At 40.9% G+C, this 25,234-nt stretch carries 21 protein-coding genes and 1 tRNA gene; 15 read left to right on the top strand and 7 right to left on the bottom strand.

Features of this window, described 5'->3' with window-relative positions:
• Positions 1-8: 8 nt before the first annotated feature.
• The 10 genes from leuA (at position 9) to F2A31_RS02255 (ending at position 9,383) form a co-directional block, all read left to right on the top strand.
• Positions 9-1,703, top strand: a complete 1,695-nt coding sequence (gene leuA, locus F2A31_RS02300) for a 2-isopropylmalate synthase (RefSeq protein ID WP_150024993.1) — start codon at positions 9-11, stop codon at positions 1,701-1,703.
• An 81-nt stretch (positions 1,704-1,784) separates the two neighbouring features.
• Positions 1,785-2,945: a homoserine O-succinyltransferase MetX gene (metX, locus tag F2A31_RS02295; protein WP_005086773.1), complete on the top strand. Its 1,161-nt coding sequence runs from the start codon at positions 1,785-1,787 to the stop codon at positions 2,943-2,945.
• Entirely contained in the window at positions 2,945-3,538 is a 594-nt protein-coding gene (gene metW, locus F2A31_RS02290; protein ID WP_005086774.1) for a methionine biosynthesis protein MetW, read from the top strand. The genes metX and metW overlap by 1 nt, the downstream gene beginning before the upstream one ends.
• Positions 3,535-4,122, top strand: a complete 588-nt coding sequence (locus F2A31_RS02285) for a tetratricopeptide repeat protein (protein ID WP_005086775.1) — start codon at positions 3,535-3,537, stop codon at positions 4,120-4,122. Before metW ends, F2A31_RS02285 begins: the two co-directional genes overlap by 4 nt.
• A 95-nt stretch (positions 4,123-4,217) precedes the next feature.
• Positions 4,218-4,709: a hypothetical protein gene (locus F2A31_RS02280; protein WP_134251468.1), complete on the top strand. Its 492-nt coding sequence runs from the start codon at positions 4,218-4,220 to the stop codon at positions 4,707-4,709.
• A 61-nt stretch (positions 4,710-4,770) separates the two neighbouring features.
• Positions 4,771-5,394, top strand: a complete 624-nt coding sequence (gene rdgB / locus F2A31_RS02275; protein ID WP_150024992.1) for an RdgB/HAM1 family non-canonical purine NTP pyrophosphatase — start codon at positions 4,771-4,773, stop codon at positions 5,392-5,394.
• A 151-nt stretch (positions 5,395-5,545) separates the two neighbouring features.
• Positions 5,546-5,764, top strand: a complete 219-nt coding sequence (gene tatA / locus F2A31_RS02270) for a Sec-independent protein translocase subunit TatA (RefSeq protein ID WP_005086778.1) — start codon at positions 5,546-5,548, stop codon at positions 5,762-5,764.
• A 12-nt stretch (positions 5,765-5,776) separates the two neighbouring features.
• Positions 5,777-6,226 carry a Sec-independent protein translocase protein TatB gene (gene tatB / locus F2A31_RS02265; protein WP_150024991.1) on the top strand — a complete coding sequence of 150 codons (450 nt, stop codon included), beginning with the start codon at positions 5,777-5,779 and terminating at the stop codon, positions 6,224-6,226.
• A gap of 71 nt (positions 6,227-6,297) precedes the next feature.
• Complete coding sequence (gene tatC / locus F2A31_RS02260; protein ID WP_373868184.1) at positions 6,298-7,011, top strand: twin-arginine translocase subunit TatC; 714 nt, start codon at positions 6,298-6,300, stop codon at positions 7,009-7,011.
• A 173-nt stretch (positions 7,012-7,184) separates the two neighbouring features.
• Positions 7,185-9,383 (top strand): PhoX family protein, encoded by a 2,199-nt coding sequence (locus tag F2A31_RS02255; RefSeq protein WP_150024989.1) that lies wholly within the window; start codon positions 7,185-7,187, stop codon positions 9,381-9,383.
• Between the two features lie 58 nt (positions 9,384-9,441).
• On the opposite strand, the gene F2A31_RS02250 is transcribed toward F2A31_RS02255, so the two are convergent.
• Positions 9,442-10,224 (bottom strand): NRDE family protein, encoded by a 783-nt coding sequence (locus F2A31_RS02250; protein ID WP_150027629.1) that lies wholly within the window; start codon positions 10,222-10,224, stop codon positions 9,442-9,444.
• Between the two features lie 106 nt (positions 10,225-10,330).
• Between F2A31_RS02250 and lgt the strand changes: the two genes are divergently transcribed.
• Positions 10,331-11,143, top strand: a complete 813-nt coding sequence (gene lgt, locus F2A31_RS02245) for a prolipoprotein diacylglyceryl transferase (RefSeq protein ID WP_150024988.1) — start codon at positions 10,331-10,333, stop codon at positions 11,141-11,143.
• A gap of 38 nt (positions 11,144-11,181) precedes the next feature.
• Here lgt and wrbA read toward each other — a convergent pair whose 3' ends face one another.
• Complete coding sequence (gene wrbA / locus F2A31_RS02240) at positions 11,182-11,772, bottom strand: NAD(P)H:quinone oxidoreductase (protein ID WP_150024987.1); 591 nt, start codon at positions 11,770-11,772, stop codon at positions 11,182-11,184.
• 115 nt (positions 11,773-11,887) lie between these two features.
• Here wrbA and F2A31_RS02235 point away from each other — a divergent pair, with 115 nt between their 5' ends.
• Positions 11,888-13,138, top strand: coding sequence for a YihY family inner membrane protein (locus F2A31_RS02235; RefSeq protein WP_150024986.1), 1,251 nt, complete (start codon positions 11,888-11,890; stop codon positions 13,136-13,138).
• Between the two features lie 27 nt (positions 13,139-13,165).
• Here F2A31_RS02235 and F2A31_RS02230 read toward each other — a convergent pair whose 3' ends face one another.
• Positions 13,166-14,074: a DMT family transporter gene (locus F2A31_RS02230; protein ID WP_150024985.1), complete on the bottom strand. Its 909-nt coding sequence runs from the start codon at positions 14,072-14,074 to the stop codon at positions 13,166-13,168.
• A 107-nt stretch (positions 14,075-14,181) separates the two neighbouring features.
• On the opposite strand from F2A31_RS02230, the gene F2A31_RS02225 reads away from it, so the two are divergent.
• A complete protein-coding gene (locus tag F2A31_RS02225) occupies positions 14,182-14,991 on the top strand; it encodes an AraC family transcriptional regulator (protein ID WP_150024984.1) in 810 nt (269 codons plus the stop codon).
• Here F2A31_RS02225 and F2A31_RS02220 read toward each other — a convergent pair.
• From F2A31_RS02220 to F2A31_RS02210, 3 genes are all read right to left on the bottom strand, one after another.
• Positions 14,983-15,879 carry a polysaccharide deacetylase family protein gene (locus F2A31_RS02220; RefSeq protein ID WP_150024983.1) on the bottom strand — a complete coding sequence of 299 codons (897 nt, stop codon included), beginning with the start codon at positions 15,877-15,879 and terminating at the stop codon, positions 14,983-14,985. The genes F2A31_RS02225 and F2A31_RS02220 overlap by 9 nt on opposite strands.
• Before the next feature lie 69 nt (positions 15,880-15,948).
• Complete coding sequence (locus tag F2A31_RS02215) at positions 15,949-16,623, bottom strand: fumarylacetoacetate hydrolase family protein (RefSeq protein ID WP_267285521.1); 675 nt, start codon at positions 16,621-16,623, stop codon at positions 15,949-15,951.
• 8 nt (positions 16,624-16,631) lie between these two features.
• The gene (locus F2A31_RS02210) at positions 16,632-17,129 is read right to left on the bottom strand and encodes a YcxB family protein (RefSeq protein ID WP_150024981.1); all 498 of its coding nucleotides are present in this window, start codon (positions 17,127-17,129) and stop codon (positions 16,632-16,634) included.
• 155 nt (positions 17,130-17,284) lie between these two features.
• Here F2A31_RS02210 and F2A31_RS02205 point away from each other — a divergent pair, with 155 nt between their 5' ends.
• Positions 17,285-18,580, top strand: coding sequence for an SRPBCC family protein (locus F2A31_RS02205; RefSeq protein ID WP_150024980.1), 1,296 nt, complete (start codon positions 17,285-17,287; stop codon positions 18,578-18,580).
• Between the two features lie 49 nt (positions 18,581-18,629).
• Here the strand turns inward: F2A31_RS02205 and F2A31_RS02200 are convergent.
• Positions 18,630-18,706: transfer RNA gene (locus tag F2A31_RS02200), tRNA-Arg, on the bottom strand.
• Between the two features lie 492 nt (positions 18,707-19,198).
• Between F2A31_RS02200 and F2A31_RS02195 the strand changes: the two genes are divergently transcribed.
• On the top strand, positions 19,199-24,910 hold the full coding sequence (locus F2A31_RS02195; protein WP_150024979.1) for a beta strand repeat-containing protein: 5,712 nt from the start codon (positions 19,199-19,201) through the stop codon (positions 24,908-24,910).
• Positions 24,911-25,234: the final 324 nt, after the last annotated feature.

Below are 25,234 nucleotides of genomic sequence, written 5' to 3'. Positions count from 1 at the left end.
TTAGCAAAATGTTGGCAGATCCAAGTAAAAAATACCGCCGTATGTACCAACGTGTGGATTTACCAAACCGTCAATGGCCAAATAATGAAATTAACCAAGCGCCAATTTGGATGAGTACCGATCTTCGTGACGGTAACCAAGCGATTTTTGAACCGATGAATATGGAACAAAAATTAAAAATGTTCCATATGTTGGTAAAAATTGGTTTTAAACATATTGAAATTGGCTTTCCATCTGCATCACAAATCGACTTTGACTTTGCTCGCAAATTGATCGAAGGAGATTTGATCCCAGAAGATGTCTACATTGAAGTCTTAGTGCAAGCACGTGATCATTTGATTGAACGTACTTTTGAATCCTTAGTGGGCGCAAAGCGTGCAATCGTGCATATCTATAATTCAAACTCACCAACATTCCGTCAAAAAGTCTTGAATGTCGATGTCAATGGTGCGAAACAACTTGCCATCAATGCAGCCAATAAAGTCAAAGAATATGCAGCACAATATCCTGAAACTGAATGGGTATTTCAATACAGTCCTGAATGTTTCACTGCAACAGAATTAGAAGTTGCCAAGGATGTATGTGATGCAGTCACAGAAATTTGGGAAGCATCGCCAACCAATAAAGTGATTTTGAACTTACCTGCAACTGTCGAAGTGTCAACGCCAAATGTTTATGCCGATCAAATCGAATGGATGCATCGCAACTTGGCACGTCGTGATGGCGTGATCATTTCTGTTCACTGTCATAATGACCGTGGATGTGGTATCGCAGCATCTGAATTGGCGATTATGGCTGGTGCTGACCGCGTTGAAGGCTGTGTATTTGGAAATGGCGAACGTACGGGTAACGTTGACGTTGCAGCAATCGCTTTGAATATGTACACCCAAGGTGTTGCACCGAATTTGGATTTCTCGAACATCAATGAAATCATCGCTACAGTTGAAGAATGTACAGGCTTGCCTGTTCATCCTCGTCATCCATACGCAGGTGATTTAGTCTTTACTGCATTTTCTGGTTCTCACCAAGATGCAATTAAAAAAGGCTTTGAATTCCAGAAAAATGAAGAAATTTGGGATATGCCTTACTTGCCAATCGACCCGAAAGACTTGGGGCGTGACTACGATGCGGTAATTCGTGTGAATAGCCAATCAGGTAAAGGCGGTATTGCATACTTATTAGAATCGAATTACAACGTTGCCTTACCACGTCGTGTTCAGATTGAGTTTAGTCAGATCGTTCAACAACATACTGATGAAAATGGTACAGAAATCAGTGCGCATGAGATTTGGACATTGTTCGAAAAGACTTATGTGGATATCAAAAACCACCATTATCAAACTAAACACTATCAGTTGTCTGATATCAATGGCACACAAATCATTGAATTAGATATTGAAATTGAAGGCGAAATTCAACGTTTACGTGGTGAAGGTAATGGCCCAATCTCTGCAATGTTGAATGCTTTACAGTTGCCAATCGATGTTGTGAACTATGAAGAACGTAGTATTAGTTCTGGTGCAAATGCCAAAGCCCTTGCTTTAATTGAACTCCAAGTGAAAGGCACAGGCAAAAGCGCATTTGGTGCAGGCGTACATGACAACATCGTTACGTCATCAATCGAAGCCATTATTGCATGTACCAACCGATTGATTGAACAAGGTGTGTTAACAACGGATCAAGTGGTTGCCGCTGCAGTTTAACAAAAACAATCGTTTAAAAAGGATACCAGAGTTGGTATCCTTTTTATTATTGATAAAAGATTTATAGGACGAACGATTCCAGTGTCTTTTCCATCGGATTCAGTGGGTTTAGTCACACCACAAAAATTTTCATTTGAAGCACCATTAGAACTTGAGTGTGGGAGGGTATTACCTCGCTTTGATTTAATGGTTGAAACCTATGGAACACTCAACGCAGATCATTCCAATGCCATCTTAATTTGTCATGCCCTATCAGGTCACCATCATGCCGCAGGTTATCATCATGAAGATGATAAAAAAGCAGGTTGGTGGGACAGTTGTATCGGTCCTGGCAAAGCAATTGATACCAATCACTTTTTCGTAGTTGCACTGAATAATATCGGTGGTTGTAGTGGCTCTACAGGACCAATCTCACCCAATCCTGAAAATGAAAATCGTCCCTATGGCCCTGACTTCCCTCTCGTGACTGTACGAGACTGGGTAAAGACCCAAGCCATGCTTTCTGATCGTCTTGGTATTGATGTATGGTACGCTGTCATCGGCGGTTCATTGGGAGGCATGCAAGCTTTGCAATGGTCATTGGATTATCCAGATCGTTTAAAGAAATGTGCGATTATTGCGAGTGCACCAAAGCTTTCTGCTCAAAATATTGCGTTCAATGAAGTCGCACGCCAATCTATTCTGTCCGATCCAGACTTTCATCATGGACGTTATTTAGAGAATGATAGCTATCCAAAACGGGGCTTGATTTTGGCGCGAATGGTTGGTCATATCACTTACCTCTCAGAAGAAGCCATGAAACAAAAATTTGGACGAGATCTAAAATCTGGCAAGTTTATGTATGGTTTTGATGTCGAGTTCCAAGTTGAAAGCTATTTGCGTTACCAAGGTGAACAATTTAGCCGTAATTTTGATGCAAATACTTACTTGATTATGACCAAGGCTTTGGATTATTTTGACCCCTCTCGTGAGTATGAGCATTCATTGACCAAAGCAATGAGTCAACCGAAATGTCAATTTTTGGTAATTTCATTCACCACAGACTGGCGTTTTAGTCCAAGCCGTTCACAGGAATTGGTTGATGCTTTGATTGATAATCATAAACCTGTGAGTTACTTGGAAATTGATGCTGAACAGGGCCATGACTCTTTCTTGTTCCCAATTCCGCTGTATGTAAAATCCTTACGTGCATTTTTAGGTGGAGAACAACAGTTGCAATCGACATCGCAGGAGCTGAACTAATGCGTATAGATCAACGACTCGCCGAAAAATGGATTAATCCAAATTCTAGCGTGCTAGACTTAGGTTGTGGCGATGGCGAATTATTGGCTCATATGAGCAAACAGCACAATATTCGTGCTTATGGCTTAGAAATTGATCAAGAAAAGATTGCAATTGCCATCAGTCGGGGGTTAAATATTATCCAACAGGACTTAAACTTAGGTTTAAGCCGCTTTGCCGATCAATCTTTTGACTCTGTGGTGATGGCACAAGCTTTGCAAGCTGTAGATGCACCTGATGTATTACTTCGTGATATGGTGCGTGTTGGTAAGCAAGCAATTATTACTTTTCCAAATTTTGCATATTGGAAGACGCGTTCTTTTCTTGCATTAAAAGGGAAAATGCCTGTTTCGGAGGCTTTACCTTATATGTGGTATAACACTCCGAATATTCATTTATGTACATTCCGTGACTTTGAAGCCTTATGTGCTGAGAATCGGATTAAAATTATTAATCGACTTGCCGTTAATGGTGACCAACAAGGTAGTTTGCTCAGTAAGCATATGCCGAACCTATTTGGTGAAGTCGCAATTTATCGAGTGAGCGCTCTATGAAAAAGACATTAATCAGCACATTTTTATTTGGTCTGATCAGCATACAAGCGCATGCAGACTATGTTGCTCAACCGCAATCCGTTGCTGCACAAGCAGCACGATATTCAGTGATGAGTATTGGTGAATTGCAAAACGCTGCAAAAGCAGGTCAGGCTGGGGCACAGTTTTATTTAGCAACTCGTTACCAACATGGTAAGGACGTTGCAAAAGATGAGAAACAAGCGTTTGCTTTATTTAAAGCTGCCGCAGACAAAGGTATTTCCGCTGCACAGCTCAATGTTGGTCGTATGTATGCCGATGGCATTGGCACTAAAAAGGATGAAGTGTTAGCGCGCAAGTATTTTGAAAAAGCGGCAAGTAATGGTGATAACCGTGCCAGCTTTAACCTTGCTGTGATGGAAGAACAAAAGAAAAACTATATTGGCGCTTATCAATGGTATGAGCTTTCAACACGTGATGGCATGCTTGATACTAAAGTGATTAGCTTGTCAGAAGGTAAGAAAACCGCTTTGGCTGCAAACTTAACTCAAGAGCAAATCCGTACTGCACGTGACCGTGCGGATAAATGGATTCAAGCACAATAATCTTATTTAGATTTAGCGAAAATATAAAAACCGACTTGTGAGAGTCGGTTTTTTCATTATAGTTATAGCATTCATTCTTATATTAACTGTACTAAATGAGCGATATAGAAAAAGCGATATTCAAAGCAAAACTAGAATTAGAAACAATAACACCAGAAGAAATCCAAAGGTGGGCAATTGAAACACTAGAAAAAAATCCGTCTAATGATTTAGCTTTAGAAATATGCTTTCTCTCAACGCCAGAGCAAGTTGTCAGCTATTTTAAGCAATTATCCCAAACTGAAATTTATACATATCTAACAGAAACTACAATTAAACACTTATTAGTGGACTACATGTTAAAGAAGTTAAATTTAGTGAAAGTTCAAAATGATCTATTTCCATTTCTGCAAAAAATTTTGATTTTTTCCAAATTTTTAAGCATTAGCAATCTTGCCGAAATGCTTAATTTTTACGATCTTAATCTATACTCCTCCTTAGAGGGCTACGCACCTTCTGAGCCAGAGGTTGTATTTCAGGAGCTATTGGCTGATTTAGAAACCTTTTGTTCAGAGACATCAAATCAAGAATCAAGCAATAATTTTTGACTATTCTCTTTATGCAAAACACTCTAAAATTTCACTCAATCAAAGCTGATCTAAAATTCATATGTCTACTCCCTCATGGCTCACCCAAGGCAAGCTTGTACTTGCAAGCAACAACAAAGGTAAAATTGCAGAATTTGAACACCTATTTCAACAGCTCAATCTACCTATCGAGATCATTCCTCAAGGCAAACTGGATATTGAAGATGCCATCGAAGATGGTCTAAGTTTTGTTGAAAATGCGATTATCAAAGCCCGCCATGCATCTAAACTTTCAGGAAAACCAGCGATTGCGGATGACTCAGGTCTATGCGTCCCAATTTTAAGTGGTGCACCTGGGATCTATTCTGCACGATATGCCGGTGAACATGGCAATGATACAGCGAACAATGAAAAGCTTTTGGCTGATCTCATTCCCTTCCGCAAAAATGGCGAAAGCATAGAAGGTATGTTCGTGTGCGTACTTGCACTTGTGACACATGCAGAAGACCCTCTGCCGCAGATTTTCCAAGGCATATGGAAAGGTGAGATTTTAGCAGCTGCGCGTGGTGAAAATGGTTTTGGTTACGATCCACTATTTTGGCTGCCAGAACTTAATCTATCCAGTGCCGAATTAAGCAAAACAGATAAAAATAAAATCAGCCATCGTGGTCAAGCGATGCAACTTTTTAAAGCAAGTCTAAGTTAATATTTATAGAAACCTGAAGCATCTATTCAGGTTTCTCCCCCTTTTGCAAAACCATCTCCCATCCTCATTGTCTTAAAATTGCAATATAAATGTCACATCTTTGTCATGCCAACCTGTTGAGATAGAGCTAAATTTTAAGAGGAATATGATTATGGCAGGTTTATCTATTTGGCACGTGCTCATTTTTGCAATCGTGGTTATTTTACTATTCGGTACATCAAAACTAAAAAATCTGGGTAAAGATGTTGGTGGTGCCGTTAAAGATTTCAAAAAGTCGATGAAAGATGAAGACGAAACCACAGCTTCTTTAAATGAACCACGTACTATCGACGCTCAAGTAAAAAATTCTGAAAGCTCAATAAAAAGCTAAGCGAGCACCATTATGCTGAATTTGGGAATGTCCGAACTCCTAGCGTTCGGCATTATCGCCTTACTTGTATTAGGGCCTGATAAATTACCTGAAGCTGCCCGATTCGTAGGGAAATGGTACGCAAAAATTAAACGTACGGTCAGTAATGTTCAAAATGACATAGACCGCGAATTACGTCTGTCCGAACTACGAGAACAAATGCAGCAAGAAATGCAACGCATCGCAGAACTTGAACAAAAAATGCAGGCGCAGATGACAGCATTTGAACAGCAAAAGGTTTCACTTCAAGAAGATCCCCAAAAAGCTGCCACGCAAAAATGTCAGATTCAGGTGGTCTACCACTATATTTATCAACCATTGTCTATGATTTACCTTCCGAAATTTGCCCTATTGCGTGCATCAGTATCAACTTCATCATTAGAACAAACAACTTCGGTTCCAGAATTAAAGGTAGCAGTATGAATTCACCCTCTAGCTCTCAACTCCCTCAGTCTTCTTTGGGTGAGCAAGAACAAGATGTTAAGCTTGAGGAAATGCCAATCACCAAGCATTTGATGATTCTGCGACAACATTTATTTAAAATCGTCGCTGCCATTCTATTACTTTTTTTCTGTTTATTACCCTTTGCCAATCGTACTTATCAAATACTCTCTGAACCGTTACGAGCTCAGTTGCCTGTAAGTTCATCCATGATTGCAACGGATGTTACGGCAACATTTATGGCACCTTTCAAACTAAATTTCTTCGTGGCATTAATGCTGGTTATGCCTTATATCATTTATCAGATTTGGTCTTTCGCTAAACCTGCCCTATATGAAAAAGAGAAATCTTTAGCTCTCCCGATCTTAGTGAGTAGTATTTGCTTGTTTTATTTGGGTATTGCATTTGCTTATTTTATTGCTTTACCTTCAATTTTACATTTTTTCATTAGTGTCTCACCCGAAACAGTGGCACCAATGACCGATATTAATAGTTATTTGGCTTTCTGCTTAAAACTTTTCTTAGTCTTCGGTCTGACCTTTGAGATTCCAGTCGTTACCTTGTTACTGATCTTAATCGGTGTTGTCAGCACGCAAAGTTTAGTTGAAAAAAGACGATTTATTATCGTGGGATGTTTTTTCATTTCGATGTTTGTTACCCCACCTGACGCTATTTCAATGATTATGCTCGCCGTTCCAATGTGGTTATTGTTTGAACTTGGTCTCTTATTAGGCAAAGTTCTAGAAAAATCAAAAGCAACAGCTTAGACTTAAATGATCCAATTTTAGAACAGGTCTAGCACCTGTTTTTTTGACTAAACGTTTTATTATTTATTGATTTTTAATGTATTTGTCACATAACTGTCAAGGCAGCGTCACAATTAAAAACTAAGTTAAAGGCGGGAAATTTTTTATCGCACATATAAACTTAGGATGATTCCATGACACAGCCAACGCCATATCATGAAGACCAAGAACTGGATAATAACACGTCTACAAATGTTCATTTCCGTGACATTTTAGAACAACATATTAACCGCCGTAGCCTTATCACAAAAACTGCAAGCGGTGCTGTTGCACTCACCTTGGCATCAACGTTAACAGGCTGTAATGACAACGATAATAAATCGAATAACAACAATGGTGGAACTAAGCCTCCTGTTGATTCCAATAAAAAACCTGAAAAATTAGACTTCACAGCAGTTCCAAAAAATTTAGATGATATTGTCACTGTACCAGAAGGTTATGAAGCCAACGTTCTATATGCTTTAGGAGACTCAATTAATCCAACATATGCAGAATGGGATGACAACAATGTTCCATCAGGCCCAAGCTTTCAATTCCGTTCAGGTGACTGCCATGATGGCATGAGCTATTTTGGTCTCAATACTGCAACAGGTCGCTATGATGAACAGCAATCAAATGATGGTTTATTGGTTCTAAACCATGAATATATCAATCCAACGTTCTTGCATCCAAAAGGACCAAGTAAAGTCGATGGTCGTCGCCCAGAAGATGAAGTGATTCGCGAAGTAAATGCTCATGGTGTTTCGATCATTCATGTGAAGAAAGATACCAAAACTCAAAAAGTTGAATTGGTCAAAAACTCTGTTTATAACCGTCGTATCACTGGTTCAACTTTGATGGAGTTTGCAGGCCCTGCAGCAGGTCATGCATTACTTGCCACCAAGTTCTCACCATCGGGTGTACAAACCCGTGGTACACATAACAACTGTGGAAATGGCTACACGCCATGGGGAACTTACCTCACTACTGAAGAAAACTTTATTGGCTATTTTGCGCGAAGTGCGACCGATGATGCAGCACGTCGTCCTGAAGAAATTGTGGCACTGCAACGTTATGGTTTAAAACAAGGCTCTAGTACTCGCTATGGCTGGGAAACAGCAATTGGACAAGTTGAATCACAAGATCTTTATGATCGCTGGAATGCAGATGTAAAAGCAGAGCAAGCAGGGCAAGATTACCGCAATGCGCCAAATACCTTTGGTTGGATGGTTGAAATCGATCCATTTGATAGTCGTCAAGCACCTGTAAAACGTACTGCACTTGGACGTTTCGCTCATGAAGACTGTCGTACTAGTCGTGCCATTGAAGGTGAAAACTTAGCATTCTATATGGGTGATGACTCACGTGGCGAGTATATCTATAAATTTGTATCCGATGCAAAATGGGATCCAAAAGATGTAAATGGCGGTTATCGTGCAGGTGATAAATATATGAATGCAGGCAAACTTTATGTTGCCAAATTCAATGCTGACGGTACTGGTCAATGGGTAGAATTGAGCTACGGTAAAAATGGTCTGACTGACAGCAATCCTGTCTATCCTTTCAAATCACAAGCAGAAGTTGTTACATTTGCACGCTTAGCAGCAGATTCTGTTGGTGCAACAAAAATGGATCGTCCTGAATGGTGTGCAGTCAATCCTGTCAATGGCGAAGTCTATGTCACCCTCACCAATAACTCGAATCGTGGTTCAAGCTATCCAACAGATGCAGCGAACCCTCGAAATTATGAAGATCTGAAAAATAATGAAAAAGTCCAAAAAGGTAATGTGAATGGACACATCATTCGCTTCCGCGAGACTGAAGATAAAACCACAGCTGAAAGCTTCAAATGGGATATCTACTTATTTGGTGCTGAAGCAGCAATGGCATCAAACATTAACCTTTCTGGTCTAACAGATAATAATGACTTCTCATCACCAGATGGCATGTGGTTTGACCCACGCGGTGTATTGTGGATTCAAACTGACGACGGTGCATATACGGATGTTACGAACTGTATGATGCTTGCAGCATTACCAGGCCAAGTCAGCGATGGGAACAAGGCAACAACATCAAACGGAACTGAAACCATCGTTGGCGCAAAAGTGAATGATGAAAACCTGCGTCGCTTCCTCACAGGTCCAAAAGAATGTGAGATCACAGGCGTAACGATGACGCCAGACTATAAAGCGATTTTCATCAATGTACAGCACCCAGGTGAAGACTCAAAAACTTACGACGCCCCAACTAGCCATTGGCCTGCAACGCAAACCAATCCAAATAACACAACATCTCGCCCACGCTCTGCAACAGTGGTGATCACACGTAAAGATGGTGGTGCAATTGTTGGTTAATAACCGCCAAACTTAAAAGCTCACTTAAGCCATGCTATTTTCGAATAGCATGGCTTTTTTATTTCAACAAGTCCACTTTTTGCTCCACAACCTCTCCCTGTTGCTCTCCTTGTTGCGCTTTCTCTGCCCATAGCCATTGTTGCTGACTCATACGTAAAAAGTTAGAACATCGTGTTCCGTAGATTGGACTTTGAATAAATGTCGAGGACAATAAAGCCTCCATCTCGGGATTAATTCCTGTATCAGGGAGCAAATCGGGTATGACTTTACGCTCATCTTCCAAAATATCCCAAACCGCATAGTACAGCGCTGCTTCAGTCATATTCGGCTGTTGTAACATCGGTAAAAACTCTTGAGTAAAGCGTTTACGTAAATGTTTAGTTTTTTCCCAATCTTCAGACATCAAACCATTAGACACAACATAAACACCATTGGCGAGAACTTGAGGTGCTTCACCTTGATTACTCATATAAACAGCTTGTTCACGATCACCTACAAATAAGTTAAAGCCCGCGTATTCTTGTTGTTTTAACTCTAATTGCTGTGCAAAACGAATGGGGGTTAGTTCACTTTCTAAAAAGGTCTGTACCAAATGACCTCTTGAGGTTTGATATTGATTTTTATCTCGACCATTACGAAAGTTAGTTACAATCGCCCAGCGTCCAGATGCAGTTACTCCCATCCATGTCCCACCCGACTGTAAATCCTGTCCAGCAATAATGCTGCTATTTTCCCAAGTATGTAGGCGGATACTCGGGCGATGATAAAACTCATCTCGATTTGAAATTAAGCAAAGTGGCATCTCCTCAAGAACATGCCATGCAAAAGCGACAATACACATTGATTTTGTTCTCACATCTTTACACATTGAATGTACAACATTTTTCATCTCAATCCGTTAAAATCTGTTCAAAACTTAATTTCAAATTCTAAATTGAGGAACAGCAATGCTGACCTATCCAAATATAGACCCAGTTGCACTGAGCTTGGGACCAGTACAAGTGCATTGGTATGGACTTATGTACCTATTGGCATTTTTATGTGCATGGGGCCTTGCCTCTTATCGTGCTAAGCAGCGTGATGGCTGGACAGGAGACATGGTTTCAGATCTCGTTTTTTACGGTGCACTGGGTGTTGTACTTGGTGGTCGTGTGGGGTACGTCCTGTTTTACGAATTTGGAAAATTCTTAGAAAATCCACTATGGCTATTCCAAGTTTGGACAGGCGGCATGAGTTTTCATGGTGGTTTTCTTGGCGTAATGATTGCCATGTTATTTTGGTGCAAAAAATATCAAAAAACATGGTTCCAGACATTGGACTTTATTGCACCTTGCGTACCGACAGGTTTAATGTTTGGTCGTATTGGTAATTTCATTGGTGGTGAACTGTATGGTCGTCAAGTTCAAGACCCGAGTTATCCATTTGGTATGATTTTCCCAACAGACCCTTTGGGGCTGGTACGCCATCCATCACAAATCTATCAAGCATTGTGTGAAGGTTTATTACTCTTCATCATTTTATGGTGGTTTAGCTCAAAACCTCGACCACGTATGGCCGTTTCAGCAGTATTCTTAGTTGGATATGGCGTAGCACGTTTCTTTATGGAATTCTTCCGCCAACCTGATGCAGATCAAGGATTCATCTTATTTGGTTGGATGACCAAAGGACAAATTCTAAGCTTCCCAATGATCATCATTGGTCTTTGGATGATTTGGTATGCTTATCGTAAAAACATCTATGATTGGCAATTGAAAAGATAAAAATAAAAAACGGGAGCATGCGCTCCCATTTTTTTAGTTTAAATGAGCTTTTTAACCAGTTCACCTAAGCGTTTACCTTGGGCTTCACATAGGATCTTTTCCTCTTGGCTTAGACTCTGATCATGGCGTGGTCCACTAACATGGCTTGCACCATAAGGTGTTCCCCCTGTTTTGGTATTCGATAGTGCAGGAATCGAGTTTGGCAGACCTAAAATCATCATGCCATGGTGAAATAGCGGTGGTAACATCGTCAATAATGTACTTTCTTGCCCACCATGCATCGAACCTGATGAAGTAAAGACACATGCTGGTTTATTGTGTAAAGCACCATTCAGCCATAGGCTCGTCGTTTGATCCCAAAAATATTTCATCTCGCTGGCCATATTGCCAAATCGAGTGGGTGAACCCAAAGCTAAACCAGAACAATGAGTCAGATCATCTAGGCTACAATATATATCGCCATCTGTCGGTATACTCGGTTGTGCCTCTGTTACAACAGTTGCAAGATTCGGTACTGTTCGAATCCGAGCATTTACCCCTGCTGACTCGACTCCATCAGCAATTAAATGAGCCATTTGCCGAGTAGAACCATATTTGCTGTAATACAGTACAAGAACGTAAGGTTGCATCACTTTTCAAAATTTTGCTAAGTTAATAACACTATACGACATTTTTACCTTTTTGAGCTGTTGTTGATCTTGTGAACTCTCCAAGATCTTGATTAAAAATAACTAGGATACCTCCATGATCTTAAACCGTTATCTAAAAAAATTGTCTTTTTTAGAGAAAACATGGTTTCAATTTATCTTATTTGTGTTGCGTCGCTTCGAGGCTGACCGTTGCCGAGAACAAGCAGGTTCCTTGACCTATACAACGCTCTTTGCAGTTGTCCCAATGCTGACTGTATTTTTGGTCATTATTTCCTCCATCAAAGCATTAGAACCAGCACGACAACAATTACAGCAATTGATTTATAGTAATTTTTTACCTAAAAGTACCATTGCATTTGATAAAGCCTTAAGTGCCTTTACCGATAAATCGAGCAACCTAACCATTATTGGTATCTTGTTCCTATTTGTCACAACGGTATTAATGCTGTCATCGATTGAGAATGTTTTTAATCGTATTTGGCGTGTCAAAGAAACGCGTACGGGCTTGGTCGGTTTTATGCGTTATTGGACCATTATTTCTTTGGGTCCGATTTTATTAGGGAGCGCATTCGTACTCTCCTCTACAGTTGCCTCAATGAATATCTTAAGCAATAACTTCGCAGGTTATCAGCTAAACGGCGCTTTTCTTTTATGGTTAATTTCATTTTTATTAACCATTATTGGTTTTTTCATTTTGTATTGGACCATACCGAATCGCAATGTTCCCATGTACTCAGCCATGATCGCAGCATGTTTTAGTGCGACAGTGTTTGAGGTCTTAAAACGTTTCTTTGGCTGGATTATGAGCAACTTTACCAGCTATGAAATCGTTTATGGTGCTTTTGCTGCGGTTCCTATTTTTCTGCTTTGGATTTTCTTGTCATGGAATATTATTTTACTCGGTGTGGAAATCAGTTATGCACTTACCGCATTTCATTCAGGTAAGGAACAAAAACGCCATCCAATCATGATGTTATTAGATATTTTAGAGTTATTTTATAAGAAGCAACAAGTTGGAAATAGTGTAAGTGAGCATGAGCTACTTGATATCGTAGGTCGTGGTGAGCTGGGGCGTTTACCCTCATATATTCTGCAATTAGAAGCACAAAATCTGATTAAACGTACAGACAATGATGAGTATGTCTTGGTTCGCAATTTAGCACAGGTTGATTTTTGGAGTTTCTTTACCGCACTCCCATATCCGCTTCCACTACGAGATGATGTTGTCAATGTTCATGCCGATGATGAATGGATGGAAAAAATCGGACCCGCCTTGATTGAAAGCAATGATTATTTAGCGGCTAAACTTTCTATTCCGTTATCCACTATTTTTGAACAGAAGTAGCAAGAAGACCTCGTATTGAGGTCTTTTTTATTTCCTTAACCAACCTTGTAAACTCACCACCACAATCCCTGCTAACACCAGAATTGAACCGAGAATGAAGTTTGGTTCAATTCTCTCATCGAGCAACCATACTCCGAAAATGATCCCAAACAATGGGGTTAAAAAAGAGAATACGCCTAAGCGCGAAGCTAAATAATTTCTAAGCAACCAAAACCAAGCTAGAAAGCTCGCAAAAGACACCACGAGGGTATGGAATGCCAAACTGCCAATCACCAATGGGGTAAAATGAATACTTGCCTGCCCCAAAAACACAGCCAAGCCAAACAATAAAATAAAGCTACCTGCCAATTGATAGAATAAAGTCTGTGTCACCGCAGCTTGTGCCAATGAAGATAAGCGTACGGTAATTGTGGTTGCTGCCCAAGCAATACCAGCAGCCAATGCCAACAAATCGCCCCACAGCATTTGTTGCTCAATCGCAGAAACCGTCCCTGATTGCCCTCGGATAAATGTCACCACTATGCCAATAAAAGCCAGAGCAATACCACTCCATTGCAGCCAGCTTAAACGCTCAGAAGGTAACTTCCAATGCAAACCCAACGCCACAAAAATTGGTGCGGTATATAGCAATACCACTGCATGTGAAGCAGAAGTCCATTGCAATGCTTGCGCCAACAAAAAGAATTCTAAAGAGAATAAAAAGGCAACCAAAGCACCCGCTTGAAGATTTTGGCGATTGAATAATTCAGCGGCTTTATCTAAATACAATAAAGGCAATAACAAAATTGCTGCCAAGCCCGAACGTAGCGCGATTTGCATAAGAGGAGAAATATCAGGAGCTGCCATTTTTAGAATGACTTGTTGTAATCCCCAAATCATGCAGAGTCCGATCATAAGACCAGATGCTCGTGCATCTAATGTTTTACGCTCATCCATTGCCAGCTCCCAATTTTCATAATAGAAAGCCAATATAAACCTGTCAGATTTTCATGATATAGTGAAAATCTGACAATACATGTGTGTTTTCTGACAATTCTCAATCCATGAAAAAAACAGCACAAAGAATTCAGGATTTTCAAAAGATTCCTGCCATCAAAGATATTCCTGCCCCGTTATGGTTAAGAGTTCGAGATGCACCTGCCGCAACAATTTATCCTGAACATGCACATGCTTGGGGAGAATTTATTTACGCTTTTGATGGTGTTTTAGAAGTGAGTATTGAGCAAATCCATTATTTAACACCACCACCTTACGGCATTTGGTTACCGCCACATATGCAGCACAGTGGCATTAATCGAAATGATGTCACTTACAGTTCGCTGTATGTCCATGAATCTTTGTGTCAGCAGATGCCACAACAAGCGGGTATTTTACTGACTGCACCATTGGTTCCAGCGTTGCTTGAGCACATTCGTAAACACCCATTTTCAGAACAAGATCCAGAATATTTACGCTTACTACAAGTATTATTAGATGCACTCACACATGCTGAATTGGTAGGAAGTTATTTACCTACCACACAACATCCTGCCTTATCAAAAATATTAAGCCGCTTACATGCATATCCAGCGGATAATAGTACCCTGCAGCAGCTTGCGGAAATGATAAATATGACCGAAAGAACCTTGGCTCGTTATAGTCAAAAGGAGCTTGGCATGTCGTTACATGAATGGCGACAACGTCTCAAGGTGATGAAAGCGATGTCGATGCTCAATCAAGGGAAAACCATTGAAAATATTGCATTAGATTTGGGTTATGCGAGTTCTTCCGCCTTTATTTATATGTTTAAACGTTGGATGCACTTTACCCCAGATCAATTTCGAAAATTATATCAAGGCAGTTCTCTACAATAAGCCAAACCGTTTTAAATTTTCCTGCTCATAAGGTGCATCTTCAGCTGGATAACGTAAGTCCGCATGTCCTTGCTGTTTGGCCAAGGACCAAATAATGCTTTCTCCAGCAGGTAAAACCGTTGACGATAGCTGATACAGTGGATCGGTATACGCCTTGTCACTATCAATCAACTGCCATCCCTGTTGTTGAAATGCAAGAACCACGTCATCCAAAAAAGCCGCATTAATTGCATTTACATGTAATAACAGTACATGTTTTGGTGAATAACCAATTGTATCTATTGCAAGCTGATCATAATAATCGGCTCGATCTAGCAAATGATAAATGTATGCTTGCTTTAATTTCTCAAGCTGATCACTCTGATGATGCTTTTGATAAGACAAGTATTTTTGGTTATAAAACCAATCACTGGCATCAATACTCACTGCGCCCGACTGATAGTCATGCTGTTTAAGATACCCAACAACCGCATCTCTTTTTTCTTGGGTATTCCCTTCTTTCAAAAAAGGATAACGATATCTTGCAACCCAGCCCTGTAACGGTTGAAATACTTGTTCTGCTCGTCGAATTCCATCAATGTATTGTTGGCTACTGATGCTGTCTTTATTTAAGTTAAGATGAAGCTCACTATGGTTACCAATTTGATGACCTTGTTTCCCCCATTCAGCAACCAACTGTACACCTGCATAATCACCAATCTTGATTACACTCGGGTAAATAATACTTTTGATTCGATGTTGATGAAGTTGCTCTAAAATATGCTGATTAATCGTTAAGGCTTGAACATTTAAATCAGGATTTACCCCATCATCGAAACTCAACGCCAACTGCTTCGCATGAACGAAACTGGTGATCAAAAACAGTGTCAGGTATAGCCCTATTTTCATTCTATTTTTCTCATTTCTTTTCCATAAAAAAACGCTGATACCTAGATACCAGCGCCATATCACTCATTCTTATGCTTTAACAAAGGTATCCCAATCATATTCCCCAGACTGAGTAATTAATTTCATCGTAAGTTGATCATTTGGATTTAAAGCACCTACTCCAGCAGGTGTACCTGTCATAATCACATCACCTGCTTGTAAACTAAATGACAGATTAATTTCGACCAATAGCGCTCCGATATCAAACAACATATCCCGACTAAAACCATGCTGACGCTGTTCGCCATTGATCATTAAAACCAATTCTAATTCTTGTAAATCACCGATTTCATCTGCTTCAACCCAATCTGCCAATATACAAGCACCATCGAACGCTTTTGCTCGCTCCCAAGGCTGTCCTTTGTTTTTCAATTCACTTTGCAAATCACGCAAAGTTAAATCCAAACCTAACGTAATCGCACCAATTGCTTCTAATGCTTTGTTCTTATCAGTTTCTTGCGATAAAGGATGTGCAATTTGCAAACAAATTTCACATTCATAATGACACTCGCCTAAGGCCTGATTCCAAGCGACACCTTGTGCTAACGTAGCAAGGCTACTTGGTGGTTTCATAAATAAAATCGGACGATCTGGGACAGCATTCCCCAACTCTTTCGCGTGCTCAGCATAATTTCTACCCACACAAACAATTTTTGAAGGCTGCGTACTCATGAAAACTCCTTGTTGTTTTGAACCGTTATTTATTTTTACAACTATTTTTTAAAACTATTTTCAAATTTATTTTGATCTGCTTGATTGGTAAAAACACGTTTGGGTACGATCACGACTGTTTGGTTTTTAAGTTCCAACATATAAGTCAATTTGCCAATTACGAAAGATTGAACTTCACTATATTGTGCTTTTTGTTTCTTCCCTGCAGCATATAACTCAAAGTAGTCTTGATATAGGTCAATACCTTGTTCACTTTTCCCAAATTGATAGCGCACAAATTGACGTTTAAACAACAGCGGCAATAACCAAAAGCGCATGATCGCTTGCATGATCAAGAAGAAAACACCGAGTGCCACATAGTAACGACCAACTCCGGTGAAACCCAAATAAATTCCCCAAAGGATAATTGCGATACTAATTGCAGGGGTTAGAAAACGAGTAATCGGTTTTTTGCCAAAAGTGACTAAAGCAAAGCCATCTTGAGATTCTTCCAGATTAAGATAATAACGTGCGGATATGGTTGGACGCTGTTCAGACATATAACACTTCAATTCGGGTGATCATAGACAGGCATAGATATTACACCAGTTTGTCATCATTCAGACTCGTTTTACATAATAGGGCTATTTTCTCAGCAGAAAACAGTTATAAATTGTTGTGATTGGAATCACCAGAAGAAAATCAAAGGAATGTGATGTCTCGTTTTATTACCCTTTTTACAATTTTTTTGTGTTGTTCAACACAGTACAGCTTTGCTCAGATCATTACATGGTCGGATAATATTCCGAGTGCTGTACAACCATTTCAAAATCAGCCAAAAATTCTGGCAAGTTATACGCAAAATGACATTTTTATCTACGGACATCCAGCCGTAAAAACTGCTGTCCCTACCCCCAAAAATAATCCCCAGCCAACCGCAAACTTTACGACAGCTGCGATGATTGTTCCTGTGAATGCACAACAGGTTGAAAAAACACTGACCGACTTTAATCAATATGTTGGTCTTTTCCCTACACTGAAATCTGCGAAAACATTGACCAAATCAGGCAATATCACACAGATGAAGTATCGTGTTTCGATACCAACCCCCATCCCTGTTTTAAACTTTAATGAAAATGTCATCATGCAACACCAATTGGCTGAAAATAGTATTTCAACCTTGGTGATTGATGCCCCTATACCCTATGGTGTCGGTAAATTTGAATGGTTTGCTTTAGATGAAAATCGAACCTTAATCACGCTAACCCAATGGGGTGACCTAAATCAGCCTCAAGGTTTTTTAGTTAAAAAAATTCTAGCTGCGATTCCAGAAGTAAAACTTGGCATTCCCAGCAGCGGTAATGCTTTTATCTTAGAATCATTAAGGAAGCGTTTTAACGCACTCGCACCTATTGCGCTTCCTGCTGGTCAGACACCATCTCCACAACTCACACCTGCTCAACTCGCAAAAATTGCTCAACTAAGTCAAGCGGCTCAACAACCTGTAAGTTTTCTACATTACCCAACCACGATCGCTTATACACATGGTCGGGAGTCAATGCGCTTTACCACAACCTACCAGTTTTACAAGCAATCACCTCAACAACTACAAAAATGGCTTGTACCAGTGACCTATAAAGAGTTATTTCCACGTCAAATTAAAAAAGTAAGCACCACACCTATTCAAAATCAAAGCCAGGATGCAGATATTCAGGTCAATGTTGGCTTAGGAGTAATTAACATTCCTTTCGCCTTTAAATTGCAGTTTAACTACCCACAGACCACCGAAAATAACTTTCATGCCAATGGTGGAGATTTAAGATATATCAAAGGGAAAATGAATATAGATACCAGCCATCAAGGATCTTTATTTAAAATAACCACCGCGATGAAAATTGATGAAAAAGCACCATTTTTATTAAGAGCAATGCGCAGCCTTCCTTATCACGATACTTTACCAGCGGTTGGTGGGAATACCGTGTTTGTACAAAAAATACGGACCAAGCTCTGAAAGTCATAGGCACAAAAAAACCGCATTTAAGCGGTTTCTTTTTTCAAATTGGTGCGCTCAGAGAGATTCGAACTCCCGACCCCTTAGTTCGTAGCCAAGTGCTCTATCCAGCTGAGCTATGAGCGCATATTTGATGTTGGGCATTATACGTATTTTTCCTGACTTGATAAGCTATTTTTCACAATATCCTGATCAACTGGCTATAGATTGCTCTTTCTATAAGCCCCTACCTCTTTTTAAAACACTTTTCACTCTATCGACCCATCATATTTTTAGCCAAACTATATGTATTTTTAATTTAATCTTAATAAAATTATTCTTAATATTATCTTTAATAACTATATTGTACTGTCATCAACACAGCTTAAACATTATTTAATTATCATAAATAGTTTAGGTTGATTCATTAATTATATGTACAAATCCCAATAAATTTTCAATACTGCATTCTACTTTACTGATTTATATAAAATTTATTTGCATTAAAAATATGATACACATAACAATATTGACATTACAAAGTAAACCAATAAATACTATCATATAGATTATGAGACAGGAGTCACATAATTATTAAGGTAAATAAAACAAAACTCCAATAATTATAGGTATATCGACATGTTATTTAAAAATATTCTATCACCCATTACAGGCATTCTGTCTCTTGCAAGCAGCAATAGCCAAGGAACATCATCTTCTGTCAATACAGTATCGACTATAAAACATGTTCATGTCGAAGAAAGTACGACGACAAACAATAGTAATAGTGGTACTCAGACTGATGATGGTTTATTCAATGGAATTGCAGCTGGTAATGGCGATCAAAACTACGGTGTTGGTGTAGGCAATGGTGATGGTTTAAACTTCACTTACCCTTTCACAACGGCTTTTCATTCACTTGGAAATTCTTACTCATGGCTTGGTGAAGCATCACCAGTCAACTCTATTAACACTTCAACAACTTCATCCTCCGTCCATATTCAAGACAATGACACCACAGACAATAGCAATTTAGGCATCTCTGCAGGCAATGGCAGTAATGGTGGCTTCCTAAATGGTGTTGCAGCTGGCAATGGTGAACATAATTACGGAATCGGTAATGGCAATGGTGATGACGTCAATGTCACTACACCCGTCACTGTGCCATTTGAATCTTTAGGCAACTCTTTCGCTGCAATTGGTGGTGGAGATGTCAACTCAATTAACACCACCCCAACCAGCTCCACCACGGTAATTGAAGATAACGATACCATCAACAACAGTAACAGCGGCGTTGGTGCTGCAGGAAACGGTAATGGTGGCGGTCTACTCAATGGCGTGGCTGCAGGTAATGGCGAGCATAATTATGGGATTGGTAATGGTAACGGTGATGATGTAAATGTCACTGTGCCTTGGACAACGCCTGTTCAAGCCGTGGGTAATTCAATCGCTGGGATTGGCGGCGGTGACGTAAATTCAATCAACACTGCACCAACCACTTCATCCACTCATATTCAAGACAATGACACCACCAATAACAATAATAACGGAACTGGTACTGCAGGTAATGGTAATGGCGGTGGCTGGTTAAATGGTATTGGTGCTGGCAACGGTGAACAAAACTATGGGATTGGTAATGGTAACGGTGATGATGCTGATATCACTATGCCTGTCACAGCACCATTTCAAGCTTTGGGTAACTCAGTCGCAGGCATCGGTGGTGGTGACGTAAACTCAGTAAATACTGCACCAACTACAACCTCCAATGTGATCGAAGACAACGATACCATCAACAACAGTAACAATGGTGTCGGAGCTGCTGGTAATGGCAATGCTGGTGGCTTGTTAAATGGCGTGTCTGCTGGAAATGGTGAACACAATTATGGTATCGGTAATGGTAACGGTGATGACGCAAGTATTGTTGCGCCATGGACAACACCATTTCAAGTACTAGGTAATTCATTCGCAGGAATTGGCGGCGGTGAAGTAAACTCGGTCAATACAGCTCCAACCACAACCTCAAATATCGTCCAAGACAATGACACCACCAATAATAGCAATAATGGTATTGGTGCAGATGGCAGTACGGGCAATGGTATTGGTGGCTGGGGCAATGGACCAGCATCAGGTAATGGTGAACAAAACTACGGCATTGGTAACGGAAATGGCGATGATGTTGGTATTACGGTACCAGTCACAACACCATTCAACGTTCTAGGCAACTCATTTGGTGGTACAGGCGGTGGTGGTGTTTCATCGACAAATACAGCACCTACCAACACACTGAACCATGTCCAAGATAACGATACCACCAATAATAGCAATAACGGCACTGGCGTTGATGGTGCAACTGGTAACGGTATTGGTGGACTATTAAATGGTATCAGTGCAGGTAATGGGGACAAAAACTACGGTATTGGTAACGGCAATGGTACTGATGCAGACTGGACCTCACCAATTGTTACACCAGTGAATGTAATGGGGAATAATGTTTCTTGGTTTGGTAATTCAGATCCAGATCAACCAACTAACACCTCGACCAATATTGCATCTACCAACACCACCAATATTGTTGAAGACAATGATACGGTCAACAATAGTAATAGCGGCACAGGTAGTGCAGGCAATGGTCTTGGTGGTTTACTTAACGGTGCAGCATCTGGCAATGGTGAGCAAAATTATGGTATTGGCAATGGTAATGGCGATGACGTAGGTATCGTAATGCCAATCACCACTCCATTAAATGGCCTAGGAAATGATTTCTCATTCTTTGGCAACTCACACAATGCTTCAACCAATGATGCATCGACAACAACCTCAAACTATGTATTTGATAATGACACCACAGACAACAGTAACAGCGGTACAGGTGTAGGTGGTACTTCAGGTAATGGTATCGGTGGCATTCTCAATGGGATTAGTGCGGGTAATGGAGAACATAACTACGGTATTGGGAATGGAAATGGTGACGATGCGAGCGTCGTAGCACCGATCACAATGCCAATCAACGGTCTAGGCAACTCCTTTGCAGTCTTCGGTGATTCGACCAACGACTCCGTTAATAATGGCTCAACCACGACCATTAACTATATTGAAGATAATGACAGCACTGACAATAGTAACAGTGGTACAGGTGTAGGTGGCGCTTCAGGCAATGGTATTGGCGGCTTACTTAATGGTATTGGTGCCGGTAATGGCGAACAAAACTATGGTATCGGCAATGGTAATGGCGACGATGCGAGTGTGGTTATGCCAATTACTAGCCCAGTAAATGCTTTAGGTAACTCCTTCTCAATCTTCGGAAACTCAACCTCCAACTCTGTCAATGACTCATCTACGACAGCAGTCAACCACTTTGAAGATAACGACACAACCAATAATAGCAACAGCGGTACAGGCTTAGTTGGTGATGGCAGTGCTGGCAATGGTATTGGTGGCTGGGGCAACGGTGCAGCCGCAGGTAATGGTGACAAAAACTATGGTATTGGGAATGGGATTGCCAATGACGCAGCTGTAGTCGCACCAATCACAACCCCGATCAGTGCCAACGGTAATGCCTTCTCAATTTTTGGTGATGCAACCTCAAATTCCGTAAATGACTCATCAACCACAACCTCAAACTATTTCCAAGATAACGACACTATCGACAACAGTAACAGCGGCGGTGGTGTTGGTGGTTCATCTGGCAATGGCTTAGGTGGCTTACTCAATGGTATTGGCGCAGGTAATGGTGAACACAACTACGGTATTGGGAATGGGATTGCTGACGACGCTGCTGTCGTTATGCCAATTACAACACCAATCAGTGCCAACGGTAATGCTTTCTCGATCTTTGGCAACGCCACCTCTAACTCCGTTAACGACTCATCAACCACAACCTCAAACTATTTCCAAGACAATGACACCATCAATAACAGCAATAGTGGCGGTAATGGCACTGGTGATGGGTCAGGTAATGGTACTGGTGGCGGCATAGGTAACGGTATTGCTGCCGGTAATGGTGAACACAACTATGGTATCGGTAATGGTATTGCTGATGATGCAAGCATCGTTGCGCCAATTACTGTACCTATTAGTGCTAATGGTAATGCCTTCTCAATTTTTGGGAATGCAACGTCAAACTCAACCAATAACTCCTCAACCACAACCAACAACTATGTTCAAGACAATGATACAACCGACAACAGCAATGGAGGCGGTAACGGAACAGGCGGTGGTTCTGGTGGCGGCTTACTCGGTCTAGGTGGTTTGCTGAATGGCATTGGTGCCGGCAATGGTGAGCATAATTACGGTATCGGTAATGGAAATGGTGACGATGCGAGCATTGTCATGCCAATCGCAATTCCAATTAACCTCTCTGGAAATGCTGTCTCAGTCTTTGGCACTGCAACATCAAACTCAACCAATGACTCTTCAACTACAACCAACAATCATGTCGAAGATAATGACACAACTAATAACAGTAATGGCGCTGGAAACGGCTTCGGTACAGGTGCTGGCCTATTAGGTGGCTTACTCAATGGCATTGGTGCCGGCAATGGTGAACACAATTACGGTATTGGGAATGGTAACGGAGATGATGCAAGTGTCGTTGCACCAATCACAATTCCAATTAACTTCACAGGTAATGCAATTTCAGTATTAGATCTGAATAGTCTCAGTGAAGGAGACATACTTAGCCCAGTTACCAATATCGTCGGTATTATTGCTGGGGATGGTAATGGTGGTACGGGTCTCGTCGGCACAATTACAGGTATTGCTGGTGGCATTATCGGAGATCCTAGTGTAGGTGGAGGCTTACTCAACCCAATCACAAATGTCATTGGTGGTCTTACTGGTATTATTGGTGGTGGTGATGGTGGCAGTCCACTTGACCTGATCACTGGCATTATTGGCGGTATCGGTGGCATTGGCGGCGATGGTAGTCCGCTTGACCTGATCACTGGCATTATTGGTGGTATCGGTGGCATTGGCGGTGATGGTAGTCCACTTGACCTGATCACGGGCATCATTGGTGGTATCGGTGGCATTGGCGGCGATGGTAGCCCTCTTGACCTGATCACTGGCATCATTGGCGGTATCGGTGGTATTGGCGGTGATGGTAGTCCACTTGACCTGATCACTGGCATCATTGGTGGTATCGGTGGCATTGGCGGCGATGCTAGTCCACTTGACCTGATCACTGGCATCATTGGTGGTATCGGTGGCATTGGCGGTGATGGTAGCCCACTTGACCTGATCACTGGCATCATTGGTGGTATCGGTGGCATTGGCGGCGATGGTAGTCCACTTGACCTAATCACTGGCATCATTGGTGGTATCGGTGGTATTGGCGGCGATGGCAGCCCTCTTGACCTGATCACTGGCATCATTGGCGGTATCGGTGGTATTGGCGGTGATGGTAGCCCACTTGACCTGATCACTGGCATCATTGGTGGTATCGGTGGTATTGGCGGCGATGGCAGCCCTCTTGACCTGATCACTGGCATCATTGACGGTATCGGTGGTATTGGCGGTGATGGTAGCCCACTTGACCTGATCACTGGCATCATTGGTGGTATCGGTGGTGGTGATGGCGGTAGCCCTCTGGATATCTTGACAGGTATTATTGGTGGTATCGGTGGCGGTGATCTGGGTAATAATCCAATCACGGGTGTAATTCAAACAGGTATCGATATCCTTCAAGGCGTTGAGAGCCTTAAAACTGATCTCATCAATACTGGTATCAATACCGTGGCTGATGCAATCCTTGGTGTCTTCCCTCAAGGTGAACATCCGATCAGCGATCTAGCAAATCTCGGTACGCTTACCTTTGAAACTTCTCGTGATACTGTCAACGGTACACTTGAAGCAATCTCTGATCTAGCTGGTGCTGACTTTGGCGGTGCGCTTGGCAATGCAACTGGCGTGATTGGTACACTGATCAATAATGGTTCAACTGCCGCAGGTATCATCCAACACATCATCGGTGATGATCTTCTTGGTGGTGGTATCCTTGGAAGCATCGGCGGTGGTATCGGTGGCGGTGATGGCGGCTTATTAAGCCCAATTACTGGCATTATTGGTGGAATAGGTGGTGGTGATGGTGGCGTATTAGCGCCTATCACAGGTATTCTCAGTGGAGATATTGTTGGTAATCTTGCTGGCTTGCTGGCAATCAATGTTGGTGATAATTGTGGTTGCACCAGCTCAAATGGTGGCGTAGACAATATTCTAGACTCTGTTCTTGGTGCTGCGTCGTCATCTCAAATCTTCTCAGCAAGTGGATCAGCAACAAACTTCACAGACAATTTATCTATTCCTAGCTTGAACTTGTCTGAGCAGCTATTCGAAAGCACAAGCTTGTTCTAACCTTTTAAAACCATAAAAAACCGCTGATATGATCAGCGGTTTTTTTATTGTTCTAGAATTAAAACTCTGTTCAAATTAGTAAGTTTTATTAACAAAACCTGAATAAAAGCCAAAAGTAACACAGCCTCCAATCTCAAACAAAATATAAGTAATTAATATATATAAATAAAATAAAACAACTTTTAAATGAAATATTTATTTTCAAACAAATAACAAATTTAATAAATTGGAGCATTCAGCTAGGACATAAACTCAGAAGACTTTGTGAAAAACACCGCAATATTTTGATTTATAAGGCTAAATAAAGATTATTTATTATACAAA

This window comes from Acinetobacter suaedae (assembly GCF_008630915.1).
Lineage (GTDB): Bacteria > Pseudomonadota > Gammaproteobacteria > Pseudomonadales > Moraxellaceae > Acinetobacter > Acinetobacter suaedae.
Note: the sequence above shows the minus strand (reverse complement) of the source record. Positions and strands in the feature narration are given on the sequence as shown.